The organism is Pseudomonas sp. SAS7, from assembly GCF_052112345.1.
GTDB classification, from domain to species: domain Bacteria; phylum Pseudomonadota; class Gammaproteobacteria; order Pseudomonadales; family Pseudomonadaceae; genus Aquipseudomonas; species Aquipseudomonas putida_Q.
This window is the reverse complement of record NZ_JBEGGO010000001.1, coordinates 615,566-640,786: the sequence shown is the minus strand read 5'-3', so window position 1 is coordinate 640,786 and position 25,221 is coordinate 615,566. Positions and strand designations below refer to the sequence as shown.

General features: G+C 64.0%; 19 protein-coding genes and 1 tRNA gene. 11 read left to right on the top strand and 9 right to left on the bottom strand.

Translation table 11 applies throughout. The annotated features are described in order from the left end of the window. Nucleotides 1-93 precede the first annotated feature (93 nt). The 3 genes from acnD (at nucleotide 94) to prpD (ending at nucleotide 5,577) form a co-directional block, all read left to right on the top strand. Entirely contained in the window at nucleotides 94-2,682 is a 2,589-nt protein-coding gene (gene acnD, locus ABI582_RS02805; RefSeq protein ID WP_338747488.1) for a Fe/S-dependent 2-methylisocitrate dehydratase AcnD, read from the top strand. Nucleotides 2,683-2,829: 147 nt separating this feature from the next. Beyond that, complete coding sequence (gene prpF / locus ABI582_RS02800; protein WP_442118336.1) at nucleotides 2,830-4,020, top strand: 2-methylaconitate cis-trans isomerase PrpF; 1,191 nt, start codon at nucleotides 2,830-2,832, stop codon at nucleotides 4,018-4,020. 72 nt (nucleotides 4,021-4,092) lie between these two features. Next, complete coding sequence (prpD, locus tag ABI582_RS02795) at nucleotides 4,093-5,577, top strand: 2-methylcitrate dehydratase (protein WP_442118335.1); 1,485 nt, start codon at nucleotides 4,093-4,095, stop codon at nucleotides 5,575-5,577. 172 nt (nucleotides 5,578-5,749) lie between these two features. Here the strand turns inward: prpD and acnB are convergent, their stop codons facing one another. Further along, on the bottom strand, nucleotides 5,750-8,359 hold the full coding sequence (gene acnB / locus ABI582_RS02790) for a bifunctional aconitate hydratase 2/2-methylisocitrate dehydratase (RefSeq protein ID WP_442118430.1): 2,610 nt from the start codon (nucleotides 8,357-8,359) through the stop codon (nucleotides 5,750-5,752). A 406-nt stretch (nucleotides 8,360-8,765) separates the two neighbouring features. Between acnB and ABI582_RS02785 the strand changes: the two genes are divergently transcribed. After that, nucleotides 8,766-9,248 (top strand): DUF1289 domain-containing protein, encoded by a 483-nt coding sequence (locus ABI582_RS02785; protein WP_151326450.1) that lies wholly within the window; start codon nucleotides 8,766-8,768, stop codon nucleotides 9,246-9,248. A gap of 10 nt (nucleotides 9,249-9,258) precedes the next feature. Here ABI582_RS02785 and queD read toward each other — a convergent pair whose 3' ends face one another. Together queD and ABI582_RS02775 are read right to left on the bottom strand one after the other, a co-directional pair. Continuing rightward, on the bottom strand, nucleotides 9,259-9,615 hold the full coding sequence (queD, locus tag ABI582_RS02780; protein WP_012271598.1) for a 6-carboxytetrahydropterin synthase QueD: 357 nt from the start codon (nucleotides 9,613-9,615) through the stop codon (nucleotides 9,259-9,261). Nucleotides 9,616-9,668: 53 nt separating this feature from the next. Beyond that, nucleotides 9,669-10,748 carry a patatin-like phospholipase family protein gene (locus tag ABI582_RS02775; protein WP_338746785.1) on the bottom strand — a complete coding sequence of 360 codons (1,080 nt, stop codon included), beginning with the start codon at nucleotides 10,746-10,748 and terminating at the stop codon, nucleotides 9,669-9,671. A gap of 237 nt (nucleotides 10,749-10,985) precedes the next feature. Here ABI582_RS02775 and ABI582_RS02770 point away from each other — a divergent pair, with 237 nt between their 5' ends. From ABI582_RS02770 to ABI582_RS02750, 5 genes are all read left to right on the top strand, one after another. Continuing rightward, nucleotides 10,986-11,294, top strand: coding sequence for a PepSY domain-containing protein (locus tag ABI582_RS02770; protein ID WP_442118334.1), 309 nt, complete (start codon nucleotides 10,986-10,988; stop codon nucleotides 11,292-11,294). Continuing rightward, nucleotides 11,294-11,608: a PepSY domain-containing protein gene (locus ABI582_RS02765; protein ID WP_016500524.1), complete on the top strand. Its 315-nt coding sequence runs from the start codon at nucleotides 11,294-11,296 to the stop codon at nucleotides 11,606-11,608. The genes ABI582_RS02770 and ABI582_RS02765 overlap by 1 nt, the downstream gene beginning before the upstream one ends. Then, nucleotides 11,609-12,277 carry a response regulator transcription factor gene (locus tag ABI582_RS02760; RefSeq protein WP_049277367.1) on the top strand — a complete coding sequence of 223 codons (669 nt, stop codon included), beginning with the start codon at nucleotides 11,609-11,611 and terminating at the stop codon, nucleotides 12,275-12,277. Further along, the gene (locus ABI582_RS02755) at nucleotides 12,274-13,593 is read left to right on the top strand and encodes an ATP-binding protein (RefSeq protein WP_338746786.1); all 1,320 of its coding nucleotides are present in this window, start codon (nucleotides 12,274-12,276) and stop codon (nucleotides 13,591-13,593) included. The genes ABI582_RS02760 and ABI582_RS02755 overlap by 4 nt, the downstream gene beginning before the upstream one ends. Before the next feature lie 284 nt (nucleotides 13,594-13,877). After that, nucleotides 13,878-15,032, top strand: a complete 1,155-nt coding sequence (locus ABI582_RS02750; protein WP_442118333.1) for an HPP family protein — start codon at nucleotides 13,878-13,880, stop codon at nucleotides 15,030-15,032. Here ABI582_RS02750 and ABI582_RS02745 read toward each other — a convergent pair. Continuing rightward, a complete protein-coding gene (locus ABI582_RS02745) occupies nucleotides 15,006-15,872 on the bottom strand; it encodes a LysR family transcriptional regulator (RefSeq protein WP_132846064.1) in 867 nt (288 codons plus the stop codon). The two genes, ABI582_RS02750 and ABI582_RS02745, sit on opposite strands and share 27 nt — an antisense overlap. A gap of 179 nt (nucleotides 15,873-16,051) precedes the next feature. On the opposite strand from ABI582_RS02745, the gene ABI582_RS02740 reads away from it, so the two are divergent. After that, nucleotides 16,052-17,941 (top strand): propionyl-CoA synthetase, encoded by a 1,890-nt coding sequence (locus ABI582_RS02740; protein ID WP_442118332.1) that lies wholly within the window; start codon nucleotides 16,052-16,054, stop codon nucleotides 17,939-17,941. A gap of 109 nt (nucleotides 17,942-18,050) precedes the next feature. Here ABI582_RS02740 and zapE read toward each other — a convergent pair whose 3' ends face one another. Together zapE and ABI582_RS02730 are read right to left on the bottom strand one after the other, a co-directional pair. Continuing rightward, nucleotides 18,051-19,121: a cell division protein ZapE gene (gene zapE, locus ABI582_RS02735; RefSeq protein WP_338746790.1), complete on the bottom strand. Its 1,071-nt coding sequence runs from the start codon at nucleotides 19,119-19,121 to the stop codon at nucleotides 18,051-18,053. A gap of 128 nt (nucleotides 19,122-19,249) precedes the next feature. Beyond that, a complete protein-coding gene (locus ABI582_RS02730) occupies nucleotides 19,250-19,492 on the bottom strand; it encodes a hypothetical protein (protein ID WP_012271609.1) in 243 nt (80 codons plus the stop codon). A gap of 259 nt (nucleotides 19,493-19,751) precedes the next feature. Here ABI582_RS02730 and ABI582_RS02725 point away from each other — a divergent pair. Beyond that, a tRNA-Gln gene (locus ABI582_RS02725) sits at nucleotides 19,752-19,826 on the top strand. A gap of 131 nt (nucleotides 19,827-19,957) precedes the next feature. On the opposite strand, the gene ABI582_RS02720 is transcribed toward ABI582_RS02725, so the two are convergent. The 3 genes from ABI582_RS02720 to ABI582_RS02710 are packed head-to-tail and all read right to left on the bottom strand — an operon-like array spanning nucleotide 19,958 to nucleotide 25,082. Further along, the gene (locus ABI582_RS02720; RefSeq protein WP_368976348.1) at nucleotides 19,958-22,345 is read right to left on the bottom strand and encodes a response regulator; all 2,388 of its coding nucleotides are present in this window, start codon (nucleotides 22,343-22,345) and stop codon (nucleotides 19,958-19,960) included. A gap of 13 nt (nucleotides 22,346-22,358) precedes the next feature. Further along, nucleotides 22,359-22,820 carry a response regulator gene (locus tag ABI582_RS02715; protein ID WP_338746792.1) on the bottom strand — a complete coding sequence of 154 codons (462 nt, stop codon included), beginning with the start codon at nucleotides 22,818-22,820 and terminating at the stop codon, nucleotides 22,359-22,361. A gap of 15 nt (nucleotides 22,821-22,835) precedes the next feature. Further along, a complete protein-coding gene (locus tag ABI582_RS02710; RefSeq protein ID WP_442118331.1) occupies nucleotides 22,836-25,082 on the bottom strand; it encodes an ATP-binding protein in 2,247 nt (748 codons plus the stop codon). Nucleotides 25,083-25,221: the final 139 nt, after the last annotated feature.

Genomic DNA, 25,221 nt, shown 5'->3' with positions numbered 1-25,221 from the left:
ACCACTGTGCACCTGCTGACGCATTCGCGGGCACGCCCGCTCCCACAGGTACGGTGAAACCTTCCGAATCCTGTGACCGAGCCTGATTCCATGATGAACACTGCATACCGCAAGCACCTGCCAGGCACCGACCTGGACTACTTCGATGCCCGTGCGGCGGTCGAGGCGATCAAGCCCGGCGCGTACGACGGCCTACCCTACACATCCCGCGTGCTCGCCGAAAACCTGGTGCGCCGCTGCGACCCGGCCACCCTCGACGCCTCGCTGGGCCAACTGATCGAACGCCAGCGCGACCTCGACTTCCCGTGGTTCCCGGCCCGCGTGGTGTGCCACGACATCCTCGGCCAGACCGCGCTGGTCGATCTCGCCGGCCTGCGTGATGCCATCGCCGACAAAGGTGGCGACCCGGCCGCCGTCAACCCGGTGGTGCCGGTGCAACTGATCGTCGACCACTCGCTGGCAGTGGAGTGCGGTGGCTTCGACCCGCAGGCCTTCGAAAAGAACCGCGCCATTGAAGACCGCCGCAACGAAGACCGCTTCCACTTCATCAACTGGACCAAGAAGGCGTTCAAGAACGTCGACGTGATCCAGCCGGGCAACGGCATCATGCACCAGATCAACCTGGAGAAGATGTCGCCTGTCATCCATAGCGACCGCGGCGTAGCCTACCCGGACACCTGCGTTGGCACCGACAGCCACACCCCGCATGTCGACGCCCTGGGTGTGATCGCCATCGGCGTGGGTGGCCTGGAAGCCGAGAACGTGATGCTCGGCCGCGCCTCCTGGATGCGCCTGCCGGAAATCGTCGGCGTCGAGCTGACCGGCAAGCTGGCGCCGAACATCACCGCCACCGACCTGGTGCTGGCCCTGACCGAATTCCTGCGCAAACAGAAGGTAGTTGGCGCCTATCTGGAGTTTCACGGTGAAGGTGCCCGGGCCCTGACCTTGGGCGACCGTGCCACCATTTCCAACATGGCCCCGGAATACGGCGCCACCGCCGCGATGTTCGCCATCGACCAGCAGACCATCGACTACCTGCGCCTGACCGGCCGCGAAGAGCAGCAGGTCAAGCTGGTGGAGACCTACGCCAAGGCGACCGGCCTGTGGGCCGACAGCCTGGGTGGCGCCGTCTACGAGCGCACCCTGAGCTTCGACCTGTCGAGCGTGGTGCGCAACATGGCCGGCCCGTCCAACCCGCACGCTCGCGTGGCTACCAGCGACCTGGCCGCCAAAGGCATTGCCGGCAGCTGGGAAGAGGTGCCGGGGCAGATGCCGGACGGTGCGGTGATCATTGCCGCCATCACCAGCTGCACCAACACCAGCAACCCGCGCAACGTGATAGCTGCTGGCCTGATTGCACGCAATGCCAACAGGCTTGGCCTGGTCCGCAAACCGTGGGTCAAGTCGTCGCTGGCGCCAGGTTCCAAGGCTGTGCAGCTTTACCTGGAAGAAGCCGGGCTGGAGAAGGAGCTGGAGCAACTCGGTTTCGGCATCGTCGCCTTCGCCTGCACCACCTGCAACGGGATGTCTGGCGCGCTGGACCCGGTGATTCAGCAAGAAATCATCGACCGCGACCTGTACGCCACCGCCGTGCTGTCGGGTAACCGCAACTTCGACGGGCGTATCCACCCGTATGCCAAGCAGGCCTTCCTGGCCTCGCCGCCGCTGGTGGTGGCCTATGCCATTGCCGGTACCATCCGCTTCGACATCGAGAAGGATGTGCTGGGCGTGGTCGATGGCAAGGAAATCCGCCTCAAGGACATCTGGCCGAGCGATGAAGAGATCGACGCCGTGGTGCGTGCCGCGGTCAAGCCCGAGCAGTTCCGCAAGGTGTACATCCCGATGTTCGCCATCGAGGAAGACCGCGGGCCGAAGGTGGCGCCGCTGTATGACTGGCGCCCGATGAGCACCTACATCCGCCGCCCGCCGTATTGGGAAGGTGCGCTGGCCGGGGAGCGTACCCTGCGCGGCATGCGCCCGTTGGCGGTGCTGCCGGACAACATCACCACCGACCACCTGTCGCCGTCCAACGCCATCATGCTCGACAGTGCTGCCGGTGAGTACCTGGCGAAAATGGGCTTGCCGGAAGAGGACTTCAACTCTTACGCCACCCACCGCGGCGACCACCTGACCGCCCAGCGTGCCACATTCGCCAACCCCAAACTGTTCAACGAGATGGTGCGTAAGGAAGACGGCAGCGTGAAGCAGGGCTCGCTGGCGCGTATCGAGCCGGAAGGCAAGGTCACCCGCATGTGGGAGGCCATCGAGACCTACATGCAGCGCAAGCAGCCGCTGATCATCGTTGCCGGCGCCGACTACGGCCAGGGTTCGTCCCGTGACTGGGCGGCCAAGGGCGTGCGCCTGGCGGGGGTCGAGGCCATTGTCGCCGAAGGCTTCGAGCGCATTCACCGCACCAACCTGGTGGGCATGGGCGTGTTGCCGCTGGAGTTCAAGCCAGGCACTGACCGCAAAACCCTGGGCCTGGACGGCAGCGAGACCTATGACGTGCTGGGCGCACGTACGCCACGGGCGACCCTGACGCTGGTGGTTACCCGCGCCAATGGCGAGCGCCTGGAAGTGCCGGTGACCTGCCGCCTGGACACCGCCGAGGAAGTGTCGATCTACGAAGCGGGCGGGGTGCTGCAACGCTTTGCCCAGGACTTCCTCGAGGCGACCGCCTGAGCATGAAACGGGGGCCGCTTTGCGGCCCATCGCGACACAAGGCCGCTCCCACAGCGTCACGCGATCCCTGTAGGAGCGGCCTTGTGTCGCGATGGGCTGCAAGGCAGCCCCAAAGGCCCTATGCATTTCAGACAGGACAGCCCATCAATGGCACACGTACCGCAAATAAAAATCCCCGCCACCTACATCCGTGGCGGCACCAGCAAAGGCGTGTTCTTCCGCCTGCAAGACCTGCCCGAGCAGGCGCAGATCCCCGGCCCCGCCCGCGACGCACTGCTGCTGCGGGTCATTGGCAGCCCCGACCCTTACGGCAAGCAGATCGACGGCATGGGCGGCGCCACGTCGAGCACTAGCAAGACCGTGATCCTGTCGCAAAGCATCAAGCCTGAGCACGATGTCGACTACCTGTTCGGCCAGGTCAGCATCGACAAGGCGTTCGTCGACTGGAGCGGCAACTGCGGCAACCTGTCTGCTGCGGTCGGTTCGTTCGCCATCAGCAGTGGCCTGGTCGACCCGGCGCGCATTCCGCGCAACGGCATCGCCACGGTGCGCATCTGGCAGGCCAATATCGGCAAGACCATCATCGCCCATGTCCCGATCACTGAAGGTGAAGTGCAGGAAACCGGCGACTTCGAGCTGGACGGGGTGACCTTCCCGGCGGCCGAGGTGCAACTGGAGTTCCTCGACCCGGCGGCCGACGACGGTGACGACGGTGGTGCGATGTTCCCCACTGGCAGCCTGGTCGATGACCTGGAGGTGCCGGGTGTCGGCACCTTCAAGGCGACCCTGATCAACGCTGGCATTCCGACCATCTTCGTAAACGCGGCGGATATCGGCTACACCGGTACCGAACTGCAGGACGCCATCAACGGCGACCCGCAGGCGCTGCTGCGTTTCGAGACCATTCGTGCTTATGGCGCCGTGCGCATGGGCTTGATCGACAATGTCGACCAGGCTGCCGGGCGTCAGCACACACCAAAAGTGGCGTTCGTTGCGCCACCGAGCACCTACACTGCGTCCAGTGGCAAGGCGGTGCAGGCAGAGGATGTCGACCTGTTGGTGCGGGCCTTGTCGATGGGCAAGCTGCACCATGCCATGATGGGTACGGCCGCGGTGGCGATTGGCACCGCGGCGGCCATTCCGGGCACGCTGGTCAACCTCGCCGCTGGCGGGGGCGAGCGCAGCGCTGTGCGTTTCGGTCACCCCTCGGGCACCCTGCGGGTCGGGGCCGAGGCGCGCCGCGTAGAGGGTGAGTGGACAGTGACCAAGGCAATCATGAGCCGCAGTGCTCGCGTGCTGATGGAGGGCTGGGTTCGCGTGCCTGGCGATAGCTTCTAAAGCACCACTGGCGCTCGGTTTTAGTTCGTCGGGGCTGCAAAGCAGCCCCGGCAATTCTGAAGGGAGCTGGATATGAGCGCCAACGTAGACCTCAACGACCGCCCGGACTACGACCGGGTGTTGCAAACCTTGGCCGACTACGCCCTCGGCTACCGGGTCGAGTCCCTCGAGGCCCTGGACACCGCACGCAACTGCCTGATGGACACCCTCGGCTGCGGCCTGCTGGCCCTGCGCTTCCCTGAATGCACCAAGCTCCTTGGCCCTCAGGTGGAAGGCACGCTGGTGCCCAATGGCGCCCGCGTCCCCGGCACCGCCTACCGCCTCGACCCGGTCAAGGCGGCTTGGGACATCGGCTGCACGGTGCGCTGGCTGGACTACAACGACACCTGGTTGGCCGCTGAATGGGCTCATCCCTCGGACAACCTCGGCGGCATCCTGGCCGTGGCTGATCACCTGTCACAGAAGCACGTAGCCGCAGGTGAGGCACCGCTGCTGATGCGTGATGTGCTTGAAGCCATGGTCATGGCCCATGAGATCCAGGGTGTGCTGGCACTGGAAAACTCCTTCAACCGCGTCGGCCTCGATCACGTGATTCTGGTGAAGGTGGCCTCAACCGCCGTGTGTGCCAGGCTGATGGGGGCCAATCGCGAGCAGATGCTCTCGGCCTTGTCCCACGCCTTCGTCGACGGCCAGGCCCTGCGCACCTACCGCCACGCGCCCAACGCCGGTTCTCGCAAGTCCTGGGCCGCGGGCGATGCTTCCAGCCGGGGCGTGCGCCTGGCCGATATCGCCCTGCGTGGCGAGATGGGCGTGCCGGGCGTGCTCACGGCGCCGCAGTGGGGGTTCTACGACGTATCGTTCAGTCATACCAACAAAGACTTGGCGCTCAAGCCTGCCGGGCAGTACGAGCTGCGTCTGCCTCAGGCCTTGGGCAGCTATGTGATGGAAAACGTGTTGTTCAAGGTCAGTTTCCCTGCCGAATTTCATGCCCAGACCGCCTGTGAGGCGGCGGTAACCCTGCATCCACTGGTGCGCAACCGTCTGCATGAAATCGACCGCATCGTTATCACCACCCAGGAGTCAGCGATCCGCATCATTTCCAAGAGCGGCCCGCTGGCCAATGCTGCCGACCGTGACCACTGCCTGCAGTACATGGTGGCGGTTCCGCTGATCTTTGGCCATTTGGTGGCGGAGCACTATGAAGATGCTTTCCATGCCAACCACCCGAGCATCGATCGCCTGCGCGAGAAGATGGAAGTGGTGGAAGACCTGCGCTTCAGCCGCGAATACCTGGAGCCAGACAAGCGCTCGATCGCCAATGCGCTGCAGGTGTTCTTCAAGGATGGCAGCAGCACTGACCAAGTGGTGGTGGAATACCCGATCGGGCACCGGCGGCGGCGAGGGGAGGGTATACCGTTGCTGGAGGCCAAGTTCAGGGCAAACCTGGGGACGCGTTTTGCCCGTCACCGGTGTGCGCAGATTGTGGATGTGTGCAAGGACCAGCAGCAGTTGGAGGGGATGGCGGTGCACAGGTTTGTGGATTTGTTTGTGATTTGAGGTTGCCTGTACTGGCTATCGCCGGCAAGCCAGCTCCCACAGGTACTCCAAAGCTCTCAAGACCTGTGGAGTACCTGTGGGAGCTGGCTTGCCGGCGATAGGGCCAGTACAGGCTGAAACAAAAAAGCCCCGGCATCGCTGCCGGGGCTTTCTTTACAACCTGTAACTCAGCTTACGCCTGAACCACCGGGATCTTGGCGTTGGCTGCCGCTTCGCGGAACTCGGCGATCTGGTCGAAGCTCAGGTAGCGGTAAACGTCGGCAGCCATGCTGTCGATGTCTTTCGCGTACTGCATGTACTCTTCGACGGTCGGCAGCTTGCCGATGATCGAAGCGACAGCAGCCAGTTCGGCCGATGCCAGGTACACGTTGGTGGCGTCGCCCAGACGGTTCGGGAAGTTACGGGTCGAGGTGGAGACCACGGTCGAACCGGTCTGCACACGTGCCTGGTTACCCATGCACAGCGAGCAGCCTGGCATTTCCATGCGCGCACCGGCCTTGCCGTAGATGCCGTAGTAGCCTTCTTCGGTCAGCTGGTGAGCATCCATCTTGGTTGGCGGAGCCAGCCACAGACGGGTAGGGATGCCACCCTTGACCTTGTCCAGCAGCTTGCCGGCAGCGCGGAAGTGGCCGATGTTGGTCATGCACGAACCGATGAACACTTCGTCGATCTTCTCGCCCTGTACCGAAGACAGCAGGCGGGCATCGTCCGGGTCGTTCGGCGCGCAGAGCACAGGCTCCTTGACGTCGGCCAGGTCGATTTCGATGATTTCGGCGTACTCGGCATCGGCGTCAGCCGACAGCAGCTCAGGGTTGGCCAGCCAGGCTTCCATGGCCTGGGCGCGACGCTCCAGGGTACGTGGGTCGCCGTAGCCTTCGCCGATCATCCAGCGCAGCAGGGTGATGTTGGACGTCAGGTACTCGGCAATGGCCTTCTCTGGCAGCTTGATGGTGCAACCGGCAGCGGAACGCTCGGCCGAGGCATCGGACAGCTCGAAAGCTTGCTCGACGGTCAGTTCGTCCAGGCCTTCGATTTCCAGGATGCGGCCGGAGAAGGCGTTTTTCTTGCCTTTCTTCTCGACGGTCAGCAGGCCCTTCTGGATGGCGTAGTAAGGGATGGCATGCACCAGGTCACGCAGGGTGATGCCGGGTTGCAGTTTGCCCTTGAAGCGCACCAGGATCGACTCTGGCATGTCCAGCGGCATGACGCCGGTGGCGGCGGCAAAGGCCACCAGGCCAGAACCGGCCGGGAACGAGATGCCGATCGGGAAGCGGGTGTGCGAGTCGCCACCGGTACCTACGGTGTCAGGCATCAGCATGCGGTTCAGCCAGCTGTGGATGATGCCGTCGCCTGGGCGCAGCGACACGCCGCCACGGGTGCGGATGAAGTCTGGCAGGGTGTGGTGGGTGGTGACGTCGATCGGCTTTGGATAGGCCGCGGTGTGGCAGAACGACTGCATCACCAGGTCAGCGGAGAAGCCCAGGCACGCCAGGTCTTTCAGCTCGTCGCGGGTCATCGGGCCAGTGGTGTCCTGGGAGCCGACGGTGGTCATCTTCGGCTCGCAGTAGGCACCTGGGCGCACGCCCTGGCCTTCTGGCAGGCCACAGGCACGGCCGACCATTTTCTGCGCCAGGGTGAAGCCCTTGCCGGAGTCGGCAGGCTGCTCTGGTTTCTTGAACAGGTCGGAAGCACCCAGGCCCAGCTCGGCGCGGGCTTTTTCGGTCAGGCCACGGCCGACGATCAGCGGGATACGGCCGCCAGCGCGGACCTCGTCCAGCAGCACTTCGGTTTTCAGCTCGAAGTTGGTGACCAGTTCGTCGCTTTCGTGGCGGCGTACTTCACCTTTGTACGGGTAAACGTCGATGACGTCGCCCATGCCCAGGTTGGTGCAGTCGAATTCGATCGGCAGAGCGCCGGCGTCTTCCATGGTGTTGTAGAAGATCGGGGCGATCTTGGTGCCGAAGCAGAAGCCACCGGCGCGCTTGTTCGGCACGTACGGAATGTCGTCGCCGAAGAACCACAGTACCGAGTTGGTAGCGGATTTACGCGAGGAGCCGGTACCTACCACGTCACCTACATAGGCAACCGGGAAGCCCTTGGCCTTGACGGCTTCGATCTGTGCCAGCGGGCCGACCGAACCAGGCTGCTGCGGCTCGATGCCGTCGCGGGCCATTTTCAGCATGGCCAGGGCGTGCAGCGGGATGTCAGGGCGCGACCAGGCGTCCGGGGCAGGCGACAGGTCGTCGGTGTTGGTTTCGCCTGGCACCTTGAACACGGTCAGGGTGTACTTCTCGGCGATGGCCGGGCGGGCGGTGAACCACTCGCCGGCAGCCCAGGAGTCCAGCACGGCCTTGGCGTGAGCGTTGCCGGCCTTGGCTTTTTCGGCCACGTCGTGGAAGGCATCGAACATCAGCAGGGTGTGCTTGAGCTGTTCGGCCGCGACGGCGCCCAGTTCGGCGTCATCCAGCAGTGCGACCAGCGTTTCGATGTTGTAGCCGCCCTGCATGGTGCCGAGCAGTTCGGTGGCGTGCTTGCGGTCGATCAGAGGCGACTGGGTTTCGCCCTTGGCAACAGCAGAGAGGAAAGCAGCCTTGACGTAGGCAGCTTCGTCGACCCCTGGGGGTACGCGGTTGGTGATCAGGTCTACGAGGAAGGCTTCTTCGCCGGCCGGCGGGTTTTTCAGCAGCTCGACCAGGCCTGCGGTTTGTTCGGCGTTCAGCGGCTGGGGCACGATACCCAGGGCGGCACGCTCTTCGATGTGTTTGCGGTAGGCTTCAAGCACAGTTATTTCCCTCATCAGTGGTCCCTAAAGGGGGTCCGGGACGCTTATCCAGCATTCAATGCACCCATGCGCTGCCACGGCTTTGTGGGCCGCCCAGCCAGAGTCGCAAAGAATCCTTACAGAAGCTGCTTTCAAAGTTTTACGCCTGCAGAACGGGGAGCTGATGAGGGCTGGCGCGGGCATGCGAGGGATGCATGGCCCGGGCCAACGCCGTTCTACCGGATTAACTGTGCTCGTGACGCTTTGAAAACAGCTTCCAACGGACATTGTTGCCTTTGAAAAGGCCGGATGATTCTACGGCAAAAAAAGCCCGAAAGTAAGGCGCAGAAGATGACTTTAACGAGTGACCCTGGTTAGACAAAGGGCTAACATGGGCCCGTGTTCCTCCGCCAAACTGTTGTTTTTCATGTCCAACAAGTCCATCAAGACCCCTTGCGTCGGCCTGTGCTCCACGGTGTACGGAGACACGGTGTGCCGTGGCTGCAAGCGTTTCCACCACGAAGTGATCAACTGGAACGGCTACGACGACGCGCAGAAACGCGCGGTGTGGCTGCGCCTTGAGCAGTTGCTGGTGCAGGTGATGATGGCCAAGCTGGAGGTGTTCGACAAAAGCCTGCTGCGTCAGCAACTGGAGCAGCGCTCCATCCGCTTTGTCGAGCAGCAGTCGGAATATTGCTGGGCTTACCAGCTGATTGCCCGCGGGGCGCGGATGATCCGTGACCTGGAGGCCTACGGCATGGTGTTGCTGCCGGAGTTCCGTGACTGGGAACTGCCGCAATTGCGCGATGCCATCGATCGCGAGTTCTTCCTGCTTTCAGAAGCGCATTACCAGCGCTACATCGCCCCCAGCTTCCTGCGCGATGCCATGGGCAGCACGCAGGGCCAGTAGCGCGGGCGAATCAGTCGCCGGTGTATTCGCAACCGCTGGTGCAGGTTTCGTGGATGCGCACTTTCGACAGTTCCGGCATCAGTGGCTTGACCTGGTCCCAGATCCACTTGGCGATCACTTCGCTGGTGGGGTTTTCAAGACCCGGGATGTCGTTCAGGTAGTTGTGGTCCAGTTGCTCGTAGATCGGCTTGAAGATCGCCTTGACCTCGGCGAAGTCGCGGATCCAGCCAGTGTGCGGGTCAAGCGGGCCGGTCAGGTGCAGGCCGACCTTGAACGAGTGGCCATGCAGGCGGCCGCATTTGTGCCCTTCAGGGACGTGGGGCAGGCGGTGGGCCGATTCGAATGTGAACTCTTTGAAAATTTCCACGCTGTCATAACTCTGTGTGAATCAATAATGCGCGCAGTCTACCAGCATGGCCGTTACAAGGCTTGCAGGCGTTCATGCAGCCGCCCGGTGGCGACCAGTTCCAGCAACTCGTCGCCCAGGCGCTGGCTTTCGGCGATGGCCTTGTACCAATAGCGCTTGCGGCCGGGCGCATCGCCCATGAAGCGCTTGAAGTCGTTGCGGTCCGGCAGCTTGCCATAGGGCAAGGCGGCCAGGTACTGCGGCGAAGGGGTCATCAGCAGCACGTTCTGCAGGCGGGTGGCATCGCCTTTGCGCCAGGGCAAGGCTTTGTCGAACCAGCCCGGTACCACCTTGTCGGTGAAGTGCGGGTACAGCACCAGGTCGTCGCCGCGGTAGGGCAGGTCGAGGTGGTAGTCCAGCAGGCCGCCGTCGCGGTAGGTGCCTGCACCCGCGCCGGGGATGTCTTTCACGCCCTGCATGACCATGGGGATCGAACCTGAGGCGAGCAGGGCGTGGCGCAGGTTGGCCAGGTCCAGCGGCAGGTAGCGTGAGGGGAAGTCGGTCAGTGCGTCGAGCGGCGGCGCGGCGCGCCCGTCGTGCAGGATGATGCGCTCGAAGTGGCGCGCCAGGCGCGATCGGCCGAGCAGGTTGCTGGCCACCACCGAACCCAGGCCCAGGCCCAGGCGGCCGCGATGGTCGTGGGCAAGCTGGCCATGGCTTTTCACTACCAGGATATTCAGGTGATAGTGCGGGTTGGCCAGCAGCTGGCCGTCGCGGCCCTGCAGCAGGTCGTCGAGCATGCGTTGGCAGCTGTGGCTGATTTCGGCCGGGGTGGCGCCCTTGGCGAAATCCAGTTCGGTGTACAACTCGCCCAGGCGACGCAGACCCGCGATGGGGTCTTCGAGGCAGGCGCTGGCGAAGCGCCAGGCACCGATCGAAGCGCCAATCAGGGCGCGCGGGCGCGGTGCCGAAGGCAGCCACTCGCCGAACAGTGCCAGGTCCAGGCCCTGGATGCCCAGCGGCTTCGGCCCACCGGCCGCACCTGGCAGCACCCCGACATCGGCCGCCTGCAGGCCGCGCTCGCGGATGAGCCGCAGGGCACGGTCACCGGCCTTGAAGGTGAGGGCAGGGTACTTGATGTGGATGGCGCTCATGGCGGATCTCTTGGCTTGTAGGAGCAGCCTTGTGCTGCGAAAGGGCCCGTACAGACTACACAACTGTTGCGCCTGCACGGGCCCTTTCGCAGCACAAGGCTGCTCCTGCAGGAGACCGAGCCTGGCTGGCGGTGTAACTGCGCTATCATGGCGCCAGCTGTTTTCAGGTTGAATTAAGGACCGGTGGTTAGTCTTAACCCCGTAGACAACTTACACAGTTCTCAGGAGAGAAGAACGATGAAAACCTTGACTGCCCTGTTCACCGCCGCCGCCCTCGCCCTGGGCGCCAATGCCGCTTTCGCCAAGGATGTACAGCCTGACGAAGTGGTCAAGCTGGTCAACGCCAAGACCATCAAGTCGCTGGAGGAGCTTAAAGCCACCGCCGTGGCCAAGCACCCCGGCGCCACCGTCACCGACTCGGAGCTTGAAGACGAGTACGGTCGCTACATCTACAAGGTCGAGTTGCGCGACACTCAGAACGTCGAGTGGGACGTGGCGCTGGACGCCAAGACCGGTGAAGTGCTGAAGGACGAGCGGGACAACTGATGATCCACTTACCGCGGCCGGCGCGCTACCTCGCGCTGGCGCTGCTGGCCGTGTGCTCGCTGGCCGCTGCCCGCGACCTTGACCAGGACGAAGCCCTGAAGCTTCGTCAGAAGGGCGTCATCCTGCCGCTCGAGCAATTGCTGGAAACCGCCCTGGGGCGTCACCCCGGGGCGCGTCTGCTGGAAGCCGAGCTGGAAGAAGACGACGACCGCTACGAATATGAAGTCGAACTGCTGACGGTTGAAGGTGTGGTGCGCGAGATCAAGCTCGATGCCAGCACCGGCGCCCTGCTCAAAGACGAGGAAGACGACTGAATGCGCCTGTTGCTTGTCGAGGACAATGTACCGCTGGCCGACGAACTGACCGCCGGCCTGCAGCGCCAGGGCTATGCCGTGGACTGGCTGGCCGACGGCCGCGACGCGGTTTACCAGGGCCAGAGCGAACCCTACGACCTGATCATTCTCGACCTTGGCCTGCCGGGCTTGCCGGGCCTGGACGTGCTGGCCCAGTGGCGCGCGGCCGGCCTGGCCACGCCGGTGCTGATCCTCACCGCCCGTGGCTCGTGGGCCGAGCGCATCGAAGGGCTGAAGGCCGGCGCGGATGACTACCTGAGCAAACCGTTCCACCCCGAAGAGCTGCAATTGCGTATCCAGGCATTGCTGCGCCGTGCCCGGGGCCTGGCCAACCAGCCGAAGCTGGAGGCAGCGGGGCTGCACCTGGATGAAAGCCGTCAGTGTGTGAGCCGTGATGGCATGGATGTGCAGCTGACCGCTGCCGAGTTCCGGCTGCTGCGTTACTTCATGCTGCACCCGCAGCAGATCCTGTCCAAGAGCCACTTGGCCGAGCACCTTTACGACGGCGAAACCGAGCGCGACTCCAACGTGCTGGAAGTGCACGTCAACCACCTGCGGCGCAAGCTGGGCCGTAGCGTGATCGAGACCCGTCGCGGGCAAGGGTACATTTATGCCGGGAGCGCCGGGTGAAGTCGATCCAGGCGCGCCTTAGCCTGGGCCTGGTGGCGGTGCTGGTGGTGGTCGGCGTGGTGCTGGCGCAACTGACCTTGTGGCTGTTCGAAGCTGGCCTGCAACGCTACCTGGAAAACGGCCTGCGCAAGGAAAGCGAGAACCTGCTGGTGGCGTTGGTGCGTGGGCCGTCTGGCCTGCAGCTGGATGAGCGGCGTATTTCGGCGGCCTACCAACGGCCCTTTTCCGGTTACTACTTCCGCATCGATTTTGACAAAGGTACCTGGAGGTCTCGTTCGCTGTGGGACCTGGACATGCCCAAACCATCGGCGCCCGGGCTTTCCGATAGCCATGAACTCGGCCCGGAAGGGCAGCAACTGCTGGCCTTGCGTGCCGACTATCGGCGCCTGGGCCAGGACATTTCGATCAGCGTGGCACAGGACTACTCACCGGTGCGCGAAGGCTTCCGTCGCCTGCAGCAGATCGGCCTGGGCATGGGCTTGGTGGCGCTGATCCTGGTGCTGGTGCTGCAGCGCATCACCGTGACCCGTTCGCTGCGGCCACTGGAGCGCGCACGCCGGCAGATCGCCCAGTTGCAGCAGGGCCAGCGCTCACAGCTTGATGCTGAAGTGCCCAGCGAACTGGCGCCGCTGGTGGGGCAGATCAACCACCTGCTCAGCCACACCGAAGACAGCCTGCGCCGCTCGCGCAATGCCTTGGGCAACCTCGGGCATGCGCTGAAGACGCCGTTGGCGGTACTGCTGAGCCTGGCCTCCAGCGAGCGCTTGAAGGACCTGCCCGAGGTCCGCGCGCAGATGCGCGAGCAGCTGGAGCAGATCCAGCAACGCCTGGCACGCGAGCTGAACCGTGCGCGGCTGGCAGGGGATGCGCTGCCGGGCGCGCAGTTCGACTGTGACGCCGAGTTGCCGGGGTTGCTCGGGACACTGGGCATGATCCATGGCGAGGGCTTGCTGCTGGCAAGTGATGTGCCGTCCGGGCTGTTACTGCCATGGGACCGTGAAGACTTCCTGGAGCTGCTGGGCAACCTGCTGGACAACGCCTGCAAGTGGGCTGACAGCGAGGTGCGCCTGGGCATTGAGCCCAATGCCGAGGGCTTCGAGCTGTGGGTCGACGACGATGGCCCCGGCATCCCCGAGAGCCAACGGCAGCAGGTGCTGGAGCGCGGCTCGCGGCTGGACGAGCAGGTGGACGGGCATGGGTTGGGGTTGGGAATCGTGCGCGATATCGTCGACGCCTGGGGCGGGCGGCTGGCCTTGGAGCAGAGCCCGCTGGGCGGGTTGCGTGTGAGCATCGACCTGCCGCGCAAGGCTGGATAATGCCGGGGCCGCTGTGCGGCCCATCGCGACACAAGGCCGCTCCCACAGGTGTACCCAATTCGCCGAAGCCATGTCAGTACTGCAAAAAAATTGCAGTACAGCCGCAGTTTTTTGAATTAGCCCAATTTCCCTTCACCCGGCAAAATCCCCTCACGAAACCCTGCGGTTTCCATCTCTCCACGGACGGAGCCCCTTGCGGTATTGCACGCGCAATACGAGGCCCAGGCCAGCTCGGCTGGGCTTTCTTTTTAATCAGAAAAAAACCAAAGATCCCGATTACTTAAATGTCTGCCTCGCGTTCCGAAAGCCGTCTGCAGCGCCTGTTGCCGGCGCCCCTGAATACCTCTCCAAAAGAATGGTTGCGTGCCGGTATCGGTGCGTTGCTCGGCCTGTTCCTCGCTGGCTGGCTGACCAGCTTGGCCTATGGCCCCGGCATCGCCTTGCACCTGCTGGGCCCGCTGGCTGCTTCGGCAGTGCTGGTGTTCGCCGTGCATTCCGGCCCATTGGCCCAACCTTGGCCGGTGCTGGGCAGCTACGCGCTGGCAGGCGCGGTCGGCCTGGCCATGCGCCAAGGCTTCGGCCCGGAGCTGTGGGTGGCCGCTGCGGCCTTGGGCATCTCGATCCTGCTCATGTGCCTGCTGCGCTGCCTGCATCCGCCGGGTGGCGGGGTGGCAGTGAGTGCAGTGCTGGCCGACTCAGGGCTGACCGCCATGGGCGATCACCTGCTTGAGCCAATCCTGCTCAATGCACTGATCCTGGTGAGCGTGGCGGTTATCTACAACCGCCTTACCGGGGTGCGCTACCCGAAAGGCGTAGCGCCGCGCAAAGACTTGCACCACACCCATGACCCACTGCCCAGTGAGCGGGTCGGCATCCGTGGCGAGGACCTGGACCAGGCTCTGGAAGAGCTGGGTGAGTTCGTCGATGTCACCCGTGACGAGCTGGAACGCATCATCCTCGCCACCGAGCAGCACGCCCTGCAGCGCAGCCTTGGCGGTATCACTGCGGCCTCGGTGATGTCGCGCGATGTGCAGTTCGCCACGCCTGACACCACGCTGGAGCAGGCCTGGAAAATGCTGACCAGCCATCACCTGAAAACCCTGCCGGTGCTGCAGCAGGGCAAGCTGGTGGGTATCGTCAGCCTCAGCGACCTGGTTGGCCCGGCGATGCAGCGTGGCCGCTTCAGCTGGCGCGGTCTGTTCGGCCGCAAGGCGGTGCGCATGGAGCAGGTGATGAGCCGGCGGGTGGTCAGTGTCAGCAGCCAACACCCGCTTGAGCGCCTGCTGCCGTTGCTGTGCGAGCAGGGCCTGCATTGCCTGCCGGTGCTCGATGCCGACCAGCTGGTGGGGGTGATTACCCAGACCGACCTGATCGCCGGCCTCAAGCGCCAGCTGCTCAGCAAAGCCGAGGCTTCAGATAACCGGGTCCCAGCGTTGTGACCAGTCGCTGGCGCCGGCGGCTACCAGCCGGCGCAGGATGGCGAAGGCCTGTTGCAGGGCTTCGCTGTCGCGTTTGCGTGGGTACACCAGAAAGGTCGGGTAGGTGAATTCCGGCGCCTGCGGCACCCGTTCGAACACGCCGCTGTCCAGGTACGCCTGCACCACCCGCGTGCGGAAGTAACCGCTGCCGCCCTGGTCGAGAATAAACTGCAAGGCCAGTGGGCCCAGGTTGAAACTGAGCGCTGGGCGGGCGCAGTCGGGCAGGGCGGCATCGTGCTGGCGTCGGAAGGCCTCGCCCCAGTCGATATAGATATAGGGCTCTGGCTGGTCGACCCGGCGCACGCGGATCAGCTTCTCTTCCATCAACTGTTCCACCTGCAGGCCCGGCCCGTAGGTCGGCTGGTACACCAGCGCGGCGTCCAGCAAACCCATTTCGACCTTGCGCAGCAGCGATTCGCCGTCGCTTACTTCGCTGCGGATGGCATGGCTGGGCAGTTCACGGTGCAGGGCACTGACCCAGTCGAGCATCATCGGGTTGCCCAAGCTTACTTCACCGCCCACATGCAGCACTTGCTGGCAGCCCTCGGGCAGCGGCAGGTCGCGCCGCGCCGCTTCCCAGGTTTGTACCAGCTGGTTGGCATAACTGACGAATGCTTCGCCGTCGCTGGTCAGGCTGGCGCCGTTGCGGCTGCGCACAAATAGCTGGCAGCCCAGTTGTTGCTCCAGGCGCTGCACCCGGGCAGTAATTGCCGTCTGTGACACGAACAGGCGTTCGGCGGCGGCGACCAGGCTGCCGCAACGCACGATTTCCAGGAAGGTTCGGGCCTGATCGATATCCATGGGCTGCTCGGTGGCTGAAGGGTGGCCTATTCTAGAAGCTTTGCACCGTTATGGGGCGCTTTTGCGTTGTCTGCAAATTTGCAGGTCGGTTGTGACTTTAGTCCCATGGCGGCGCGGGTGTAGCGGTCCATACTCAGGTTTCGCCCTTCAATAACAACAAGTACCGGGTTCCCTTCGATATGAGCTACCAGTACAGCTACGCCCATTCCATTTCCGACCCTGCCGCTTTCTGGGCGGAACAGGCCGCGCACCTGGCCTGGCACCGCAAGCCTGCCCTCACCCTGCAAGACAACGCCGACGGTACCCACCGCTGGTTCGCCGATGGCCGCCTGAACAGTTGCTACCTGGCCCTCGATCACCAGATCGAGCTGGGCCGTGGCGAGCAGGTGGCGCTGATCTACGATTCGCCGGTCACCGGCGTGCAGCAGGCCTACACCTACAACCAGTTGCGCGACGAAGTGGCGCGCCTGGCCGGTTTGCTGCGCCAGCTGGGGGTGCAAAAGGGCGACGGGGTGATCATCTACATGCCCATGGTGCCGCAAGCGGCCATGGCCATGCTGGCCTGCGCGCGGATTGGCGCGGTGCATTCGGTGGTGTTCGGCGGCTTTGCCGCCAACGAGCTGGCCCTGCGCATCGATGACGCCCGGCCCACGCTGCTGCTGACGGCATCCTGCGGGTTGGAGTTCGACAAGGTGATCGCCTACAAACCGCTGGTGGACCGCGCCCTGCAGCTGGCCCGGCACCAGCCGCGCAATGTGCTGGTGCTGCAACGGCCGCAGGCGCAGGCTGAACTGCAGCCAGGCCGCGACCTGGACTGGCAGGCTGCCTTGGCCGGCGCCCAGCCGGTGCCACCGGTGGAGCTGGATGCCGGCGACCCGCTGTACATCATGTACACCTCTGGCACCACCGGCAAACCCAAGGGCATCGTCCGCGAAAATGGCGGCAATGCCGTGGCGCTGTGCTATGCCATGCGCCATATTTACGGCATGCAGGCCGGCGACGTGTGGTGGGGCATTTCCGATGTCGGGTGGGTGGTCGGCCATTCGCTGATCGTTTATGGGCCGCTGATGAGTGGCTGTACCACGGTGTTCTACGAAGGCAAGCCGATCCGCACCCCGGACGCCTCTGCCTACTGGCGGGTGGTGGAGCAATACAAGGTCAACGCGCTGTTCTGTGCACCCACCGCCATGCGTGCCATCCGCAAGGAAGACCCGGAGGGCGAGTTGATCCGCGAGCACGACCTTAGCTCGCTGCGCCAGCTGTTCCTGGCAGGTGAGAAGCTCGATTCCAGCACGCATGAATGGTTGGAGCGGGTCACTGGCAAACCGGTGCACGACCACTGGTGGCAGACCGAGACCGGCTGGCCGGTCACCGCGCCCTGTGTGGGGCTGGAAGGCAGTGCGGCAAAGCCGGGCTCAAGCAACCGGGCGGTACCGGGCTACCACGTGCGTGTGGTAGATGACGAGGGCCACTTGCTGGGCCCCAACCACCAGGGCTCGATCGTCATTGCCTTGCCACTGCCACCCGGGTGCAGCCAGACCCTGTGGGGCGACCACGAGCGTTACTTGCAGGCTTACCTGCGCACCTACCCGGGGTATTACCACACGGGTGACGGCGGCTTTCTGGATGATGACGGTTTCGTCTACATCATGGGGCGCACGGATGACGTGATCAACGTGTCTGGCCACCGGCTGTCCACGGGCGAAATGGAGGACCTGGTGGCCTGCCACCCGGCGGTTGCCGAGTGTGCGGTGATTGGCGTGCACGATGAAATCAAGGGGCAAGTGCCGTTGGCGCTGATTGTGCTCAAGGACGGCGAGGGCATTGCCGAGGCGCAGTTGCTGGTAGATCTGGTGGGCAGCGTGCGCGAGGCCATTGGCCCGCTGGCCTGTTTCAACCGGGTTCGGCTGGTGAAGCGGCTGCCCAAGACCCGCTCGGGGAAAATCTTGCGCGCGGTGCTGCGCAAGATTGCCGACGGGCAGGACTATGTACCGCCTTCGACCCTGGATGACCCGGCGGTGCTGGGGGAAATCGAGGCGGTGCTGGCGGATTTGCCCAGGGCGGGTTGATGCTTTGACATTACTGGCCTCTTCGCGGGTATGTCACAGGTCTTGATAACTGTGTTGCACCTGTGGGAGCGGGTTTACCCGCGAAGAGGCCCGTTCAGGCGATGCAGTTCTAGGGCGCTACCTGGTGCAGTTGCCCCAGCCGGCTGCGGGTACGCATCAGGTCGGCAAGCGGCCCGCCCAGGCTCTCTTCCAGCGGCCGTTTGCCAATCACCGTCACCTGTCGGTCCTGGTCATACAACACATCCACCAGGTTGACGAAGCGCTGCTGGGCCGCCAGCGAACACTCCGCCAGGTCATCCAGCCCATCGATGATCCACTCATCGTACTGCTGCGCCAGCGCCAGGTAGTCGATCACCGCCGTGGCCTTTTCACACAAATCGTCAAAGCCAAGCACCACCCGCCGGCCATCGATGGCCTGCGCGCGCAGTGGGCGTTTGTTCACCTCAAGCATTACCGGCTGCTCGTGCGGCACGCCCAGCGCCTGGCGCTGTGCCGCTGTCCCCGGCCACACATAGTAGCCCTGGGTAAAACGCTGGTGCTCGCGGTTGGCAGGCAAGCTGCGGAAGTCGGTGTCGCCACCCACTTCCAGAACCTGCATGCGCCCGTTGATCAGGCGGATCACCGGCAGGAAGCGCTCGTGGTACAGCGGGTTTGGCAATAGCCCTTCGGGCGCGTAGTTAGAGGTCACTAGCAGAAACACGCCGCGTGCGAACAGGGCGTTGAAGAGGCGGGTAAGCAGCATGGCATCGCCGATGTCATGCACATGAAATTCGTCGAAGCACAACACCTGGCAACCACCCACCAGCTCGTCGAGGGTTGCGCCCAGCGCATCATCCAGCGCCCGATGGCGGTGCATGCCCTGGTGAAGGCGGGCAAAAAAATCATGAAAGTGCAGGCGGCGCTTGGCTTCGACCGGCACCGCCTGGAAGAACCCGTCTAGCAGCCAGCTCTTGCCGCGCCCCACCGAACCATACAGGTACAGGCTGCGTGGCTGCCCTTGCTCCAGCAGTGCCAGCTGTTCGGCCATGCAGTGGATTACCCGACGCTGGCCATCACTCAGCTGGTAACCCCGGCTTCGGGCTTTGTCCTCGAACCAGTCGAGCAGTTCGCTCTGGTTGGCGGGGGCGCCACGCAGGCGCTGGCCAAGCTGGCGCAGTGGGGCAGGGATCCAGGCAGACACAAGCAACGCTCCTTGGGCGATGGCGGGGCAGCGTGCAGCTTGCCCGAGGGCGGCCATTTTGACTAATACAGAAAGTGACCGGCAATGATCACTTCATGCGATAGGTGCGGGCCGCACACCGGCATTGCCTAGGCCTTGCGCTCCAGCTGGCGCTCGATCATGTACTTCACTGCCAGGCGGCGTTCCTTGAGGTGGCGCAGGTCTTCGTCGACGAAGTTGCCCGCCGAGATCGATTCGGCTGCCAGCACCTGGTTGTCGATGTCCATGTACTCGTCCAGCAGCCGGTCCAGCGCCTTGTCCTGCTGGCGGCGTTGTTGGACGATTTCACGCGGGTAGTGCAGGTCCTGATAGAGGTCGTGGGAGACAGGCATGAGGTCCTCCTTGGTCAATGCAATGGGCTTATCTGATTGGAAGGGAGGAATGCGATTGTGTTGAAGCGAAGCGGAGGGAAAGCGACGGATGGTCGCTACCACAACGCTGAAATGACTAACCCGCTGTTTTTTGGCAATTTTTTTTCATCAGGGGGTTCACAGACCGAAAGTTTGTTGTTAAAGTGCCGCGCATTCCAAGACAACAACCCAGTTGTCACTCAGTTGGAATTGTCAGAGCAGCAAATGCTGCATCCGATACAGGGGCGTCGCCAAGCGGTAAGGCAGCAGGTTTTGATCCTGCCATGCGTTGGTTCGAATCCAGCCGCCCCTGCCATTTTCCAGATTCAAACGTATATGCTCGGTGCTTAGAAAGATAAGCGCTGGGTTTTGTCGTTTCCGTATTTTCAATTCTGTCACACGATTGCTGCAGGAGCGGCCTTGCCGGGCCGCTCCTGCAGTCGCGGGTTACCCGGCAATGCCCAGTATCTCGTTCAGCACCCTGGCCAGCTCATCACCCTGCACCGGCTTCTGGATCACCACGCTGCCCGGCAGCTCTAGCCCCTGCAACTCTGCATAGCCAGTCAGGAACACCACCGGCAGGTGCGGGAACCCTTCGCGCGCCGCCAGCGCCAGTTGCGCGCCGTTGAACTCGGGCATGGCGAAGTCGGTGAGCAGCAGGTCGATCTCGTTGTCTAGCAACGCCAATGCCTGTTCGCCGCTGTGCGCCTGACGCACCTGGTAGCCATACTGGCGCAGCACATCGCCAATCATGTCACGCACCAGATGGTCGTCATCCACCAGCAGTACCGTGCGGTTGCGGCCGCTTTCGCTCACCGACTGGCTGGGCATCGGTACCACCGGCTCGGTCACGGCCTGATCCTTTACCGCAGGCAGGTACACCGCCACCTGAGTGCCGTGGCCAGGCGCGGTGTCGATGCGCACGCCTCCCCCGGACTGCTTGGCGAAGCCGAACACCTGGGCCAGGCCCAGGCCCGAGCCCTTGCCGATGTCCTTGGTGGTGAAGAACGGCTCGAACACCTTGGTCAGCACGTCTTCGCTCATGCCGCAGCCGGTATCGCGGATGCTCAGCATCACGTACTCGCCCGGGTCCGGGTCTTCCGGGCGTTGCGGGCGGCTATCGATGCGGGTGTTGCGGGTGGTCAGGGTCAGCTGGCCGCCGTCAGGCATGGCATCGCGGGCGTTGATCGCCAGGTTGAGGATGATCATCTCGGTCTGGGTGGGGTCGGTCAGTGCCTGCCACAGGGCCTGGTCCAGGTCCAGGCGCACTGAGACGTTGCCACCCAGGGTGCGGCGCAACAGCTCTTCCAGGCCGGCCAGGGTCTGGTTGAGGTTGAGCGCAACCGGCTCCAGGCGCTGGCGGCGCGAGAACGCCAGCAGCTGCGACGTCAGCTTGGCGCCACGCTCGCCCGCTTCGCGGATGTGGGTGAGGCGCGTGCGGGCCTTGTCCAGGTTGGCCTTGGCCAGGTCGCGTTCAAGGAAGCTGGCGCCGGTGAGGATCACCGTCAGCAGGTTGTTGAAGTCGTGGGCCACGCCAGCGGTCAGCTGACCGACGGCTTCGAGCCGCTGCATCTGCTGCAGCGCCGCCTCGATGCGTTCGCGTTCGTTGATCTGTTCGCGCAGGCGGGCGTTGGCTTCTGCCAGGCCCAGGGCGGCTTCGCGTTCGCTGGTGATGTCGCGTGCCACCACATACAGCAGGGTGTCTTCCGGCACCACCACCCACGATAGCCAGCGCTGCTGGCCGCCGGCATGCAGGATGCGGCCGACGAAGCGTACGCTGGTGCGGCCATGGGCGAGGGCAGCCAGTTCGGTCAGCAGCAGTTCCTGGTCGGGGTCGGGCAGCAGGTGCAGCAACGACGTTTGGCTCAGGCGCTCGCGGGAGAAGCCCAGGCTGGCTTCCCAGGCAGGGTTGAGTGCGACCGGGGTAAGGTCCTTGTTCAGCACGGCCAGCAGGTCCTGCGACAGCTCCCAGGCACGGTCGCGTTCGCGGGTACGGCGCTCGACCCTTTCCCCCAGCATCTCGTTGAGCTGACGCAGCGCCTGAGTGGCCAGGCGTTGCGTGTTGATGTCCTGCAGCACGCCGGAAAAACGCACGCATTGGCCATCGACGAACTGGCTCTGGCCGCTGCTGAGCAACCAGCGCGGTTCCAGGCCGTTGGGTGGCGCGATGCGAAATTCGACCCGGTAGCGGCCGCCGCTTTCCGGGCGCATGGCGTGTTCCACCGCCTCACGTACCAGTGGCAGGTCGTCGGGGTAGATGCCGGCGTAGAACACTTCAAGGCTCATTTCGGTGCTGACAGGCAGGCCGAACAGGGTCTTGCAGCGGTCATCCCAGAGCAACAGGCGCTCCTGCGGGCGCAGGTCCCAGGTGCCCATGCCGGCGGCGTCGATGGCAATCCGCGCACGTGCCTCGACGTCGATCAGGGCCTCTTCGGCGCGGCGCCGGCGCTGGCGTTCCTGCACTTCGGTCAGCGCCCGGCGTACGGCCTTGGGCAGCAGTGGCAGGTTCTTCTTCAGCACATAATCGGTGGCGCCCAGGCGGATCATTTCCACCGCGTGCTCTTCGCCGTAGATGCCGGACAGGAAGATGAACGGAGTGTCCGGGGCCAGGCGCTGGGCGATGGCCAGCACCTCTGTGCCAGATGAACCCGGCAGCACGCAGTCGCACAGGATCAGGTCGTAGCGGGCCTCGCGCAGGGCGTGTTCGACACCCACATGGTCGAACACCAGCTGTGACTGCACATGCAGCCCGCTGCGTTCCAGACGCATCAGAGTAAGCTCGGCGTCCATCGAGCTGTCTTCGACCATCAGGAGGTTCAATGGTGTTTGCTGCATCGTTGCGGCGGCCTCAATTGCTACCGCGACGGTTCAGCCGCAGTGAGCCGGGTGGCGGTTCGTTAAGCACTGCCCAGAATACCCCGAGGTCGGAGATGGCGGCGACGAATTCCTTGAAGTCCACCGGCTTGACCACGTAGGCGTTGACCCCAAGTTCATAGGCGCGCAGCAGGTCGGGCTCCTCCCGCGAGGAGGTCAGCATCACCGTGGGGATACTGCGCAGTTCGGCAGTGGCGCGTACTTCCCTGAGCACTTCCAGGCCATCGACCTTGGGCAGTTTCAGGTCCAGCAGCAGCACGGCAGGGTTGCCGCCATCGCGGGCAGCATAGGCGTTGCGGCGTAGCAGGTAGTCCAGTGCGTCGGCGCCGTCGCGCAGCACGATGACCTCGTTGGCCAACTGGCTGCGTTCCAGGGCCAGCAGGGTCAGTTCCAGGTCCCGGGGGTTGTCTTCGACCAGCAGGATGGGTTTGAGCATGATGGTAGCGGTGCCTCAGGTAGCAGTGTTTCGGGGGAGTGTGAAATGGAAGCTTGCGCCCTGGTCGATCTGGCCTTCGGCCCAGACCCGGCCATCATGGCGCTCGATGATGCGGCGCACACTTGCCAGGCCAATCCCTGTGCCCTCGAAGTCTTCCATGCGGTGCAGGCGCTGGAATACGCCGAACAGCTTGTTGGCATAGGCCATGTCGAAGCCCACGCCATTGTCGCGGATACAGATCTCGGTTTCGCCAGGATGCTGGATGGCACTGATCCCGATGTGTGCAGGTGTACGGCCGCGTGTGTACTTGATGGCGTTGGCGATCAGGTTGCGCAATGCCATGTTGATGAATGCCGGATCGCCGATCACCTTGGGCAGCGGGGCGATGTCCCAAACGATTGCGCGGCCTTCGTAATCGGGGGCCAGCTCGCTGCGAATGGCTTCGACCAGTGCGTTCAGGTCGACGTCGGACAGGCGCAGGGCCGAGCGGCCCATCTGCGAGAAGTTGAGCAAGTTGTCGACCAGGGTGCCGGCAAAGTGCGCCGCTTCACCGATATGCTGCAGGAAGCGCTTGCCGCGCTCGCTCAGGCCCTGGCCTTCCATTTCGCCAAGCAGTTCGGTGTACCCGGCGATGTGCCGCAGCGGCGCGCGCAAGTCGTGGGAAACACTGTAGGAAAACGCTTCGAGTTCCTTGTTCGAACGGCGCAAGTCGCCGGCCAGCTGTGCCAGTTCTTCAGCTTTGCGCAGGACGATGCCAAGCACGGCGGTGCGCAGTTCCAGCACGCCCTCGATCACCAGCGGGTCCCAAGGTTCGCTGTAGCCGCGCAGTTCTTCGCGCCAGCGTTCGAAACTGTGCCGCGGGTCGAGGTTGCCCTGCGGCCCGACCTGCTTGGTCGGCTGGCCCGCCCAGTTCACCGTGCGCACCTGCTCGGGCCGGAACCACAGCAGGTAGTGCGAGTGGATCTGCGAGATGGCCACCGCCAGTACACCCCCGGCATGTGCGGCCAGCTCGGGCAGGTCAGTGATGTCGCGGCGCACGTTGTCACTGTGGAATACCGTGTCTTCCCCGCGCTGGCCAAGCCAGTGCACCAGCGCGGTCACCTGGGCTTCAGGCGGGGTCTGGCCGAACAGGTCACAGCGTTCGGCCGAGATGACTGCGGCGCCCTGCGCACCGGCAAAGGCCAGCAACACCTGGGGCAGGTCGCGCAGGCCGTCACTGACGCTGTCGTGGTCGGCCATGGACGAGATCATGCGCACGATATGTTGGCGCAACGCCAGCAGCTTGCGCGTGCTGGCATGGGATTCGCGGGACTCGATCTGCAGCGACAATACACTGGCCAGCAACTCGCAGGCCGTGCGGGTGCGCAGGTCCACCGCGCGCGGTTGGTGGTGGTGGCAGGACACCAGCCCCCACAGCTCGCCGTCGACCACGATCGAGAGCGACATCGAGGCTAGAGTGCCCATGTTGCGCATGTACTGCAGGTGCACCGGCGAGACGCTGCGCAGCGCGGCGAAACTCATGTCCAGTGCCTTGCCGGTGCGCGGGTTGATGGCTGGCAGCAGGGGCGAGGGCTGGTAGTTGGCATCCTCGATCACGCGAATGCGGTTGACCCGGTACAGCTCGCGCGCCTGGCGCGGGATGTCTGCAGCCGGGAAGCACAGGCCCAGGTAACCGGGGTAGCCTGGGTCGGCCACCTCGGCGAGTACCTGGCCGTTGCCCTCGGCGTCGAAACGGTACGCCTTGACCCGGCCAAAGCCGGTTATGCGCTTGAGCTGCAACACCGTTTGCTGCAGCAGGTCTTCGAGGCTGCTGGCTAATTGCAGGCTGCCGACAAAGTTGCGCACCAGCGGGTAATAGTCGCCTTGCCCGGCCAGCTCCGGCGACAGGCGAGGGGGTTCGAATTCGGCAATCAGTACTTCGTCGTGGCCGTGCACCAGCAAATGCAGCGGGTTGCCGTACGGCGCACCTTGGCGCAAGCGCATGTCGCCGATGTGGAAGGGGAAGACTTCATCTTCGGGCAGCCGTGCGAGCTGCGCGTGCAGGTCAAAGCCATCGCGGACCAGGTTGGCGAAGGGACAACCGATCAGTTCACGGGCCGGCAAGCCCAGCCAGTGTTCAACGTTTTCACTGGCCTGCAGCACGCACAGGTCGATGGGGTCCAGCACCAGCAGAAAACCGTGGGGCTGGATGCTGCTCGGCACGTGGATCGGTTCCCGGGCACAGCGCTCCATGGCTTCTGCCAGCGTGGTGTCTGCAGTCATCAATGAAAACGCTCCTGTCATGTCCGTCCATGTATGGCATTGGCGCCTGGCGCTGGAGGAACGTGGTTCACCCTACCAGAAACCAGGCACATTTACCGGCCCTCGGCCATTGGAGACACGGAGGTGGCCTGGGGTTCTG

Bases quoted from the DNA above. Each gene is read 5' to 3' on its own strand.
- acnD (WP_338747488.1), top strand. From the start codon at position 94: ATGAACACTGCATACCGCAAGCACCTGCCAGGCACCGACCTGGACTAC.
- prpF (WP_442118336.1), top strand. From the start codon at position 2,830: ATGGCACACGTACCGCAAATAAAAATCCCCGCCACCTACATCCGTGGC.
- prpD (WP_442118335.1), top strand. From the start codon at position 4,093: ATGAGCGCCAACGTAGACCTCAACGACCGCCCGGACTACGACCGGGTG.
- ABI582_RS02785 (WP_151326450.1), top strand. From the start codon at position 8,766: ATGTCCAACAAGTCCATCAAGACCCCTTGCGTCGGCCTGTGCTCCACG.
- ABI582_RS02775 (WP_338746785.1), bottom strand. From the start codon at position 10,748: ATGAGCGCCATCCACATCAAGTACCCTGCCCTCACCTTCAAGGCCGGT.
- ABI582_RS02770 (WP_442118334.1), top strand. From the start codon at position 10,986: ATGAAAACCTTGACTGCCCTGTTCACCGCCGCCGCCCTCGCCCTGGGC.
- ABI582_RS02765 (WP_016500524.1), top strand. From the start codon at position 11,294: ATGATCCACTTACCGCGGCCGGCGCGCTACCTCGCGCTGGCGCTGCTG.
- ABI582_RS02760 (WP_049277367.1), top strand. From the start codon at position 11,609: ATGCGCCTGTTGCTTGTCGAGGACAATGTACCGCTGGCCGACGAACTG.
- ABI582_RS02750 (WP_442118333.1), top strand. From the start codon at position 13,878: ATGTCTGCCTCGCGTTCCGAAAGCCGTCTGCAGCGCCTGTTGCCGGCG.
- ABI582_RS02745 (WP_132846064.1), bottom strand. From the start codon at position 15,872: ATGGATATCGATCAGGCCCGAACCTTCCTGGAAATCGTGCGTTGCGGC.
- ABI582_RS02740 (WP_442118332.1), top strand. From the start codon at position 16,052: ATGAGCTACCAGTACAGCTACGCCCATTCCATTTCCGACCCTGCCGCT.
- ABI582_RS02730 (WP_012271609.1), bottom strand. From the start codon at position 19,492: ATGCCTGTCTCCCACGACCTCTATCAGGACCTGCACTACCCGCGTGAA.
- ABI582_RS02720 (WP_368976348.1), bottom strand. From the start codon at position 22,345: ATGCAGCAAACACCATTGAACCTCCTGATGGTCGAAGACAGCTCGATG.
- ABI582_RS02715 (WP_338746792.1), bottom strand. From the start codon at position 22,820: ATGCTCAAACCCATCCTGCTGGTCGAAGACAACCCCCGGGACCTGGAA.
- ABI582_RS02710 (WP_442118331.1), bottom strand. From the start codon at position 25,082: ATGACTGCAGACACCACGCTGGCAGAAGCCATGGAGCGCTGTGCCCGG.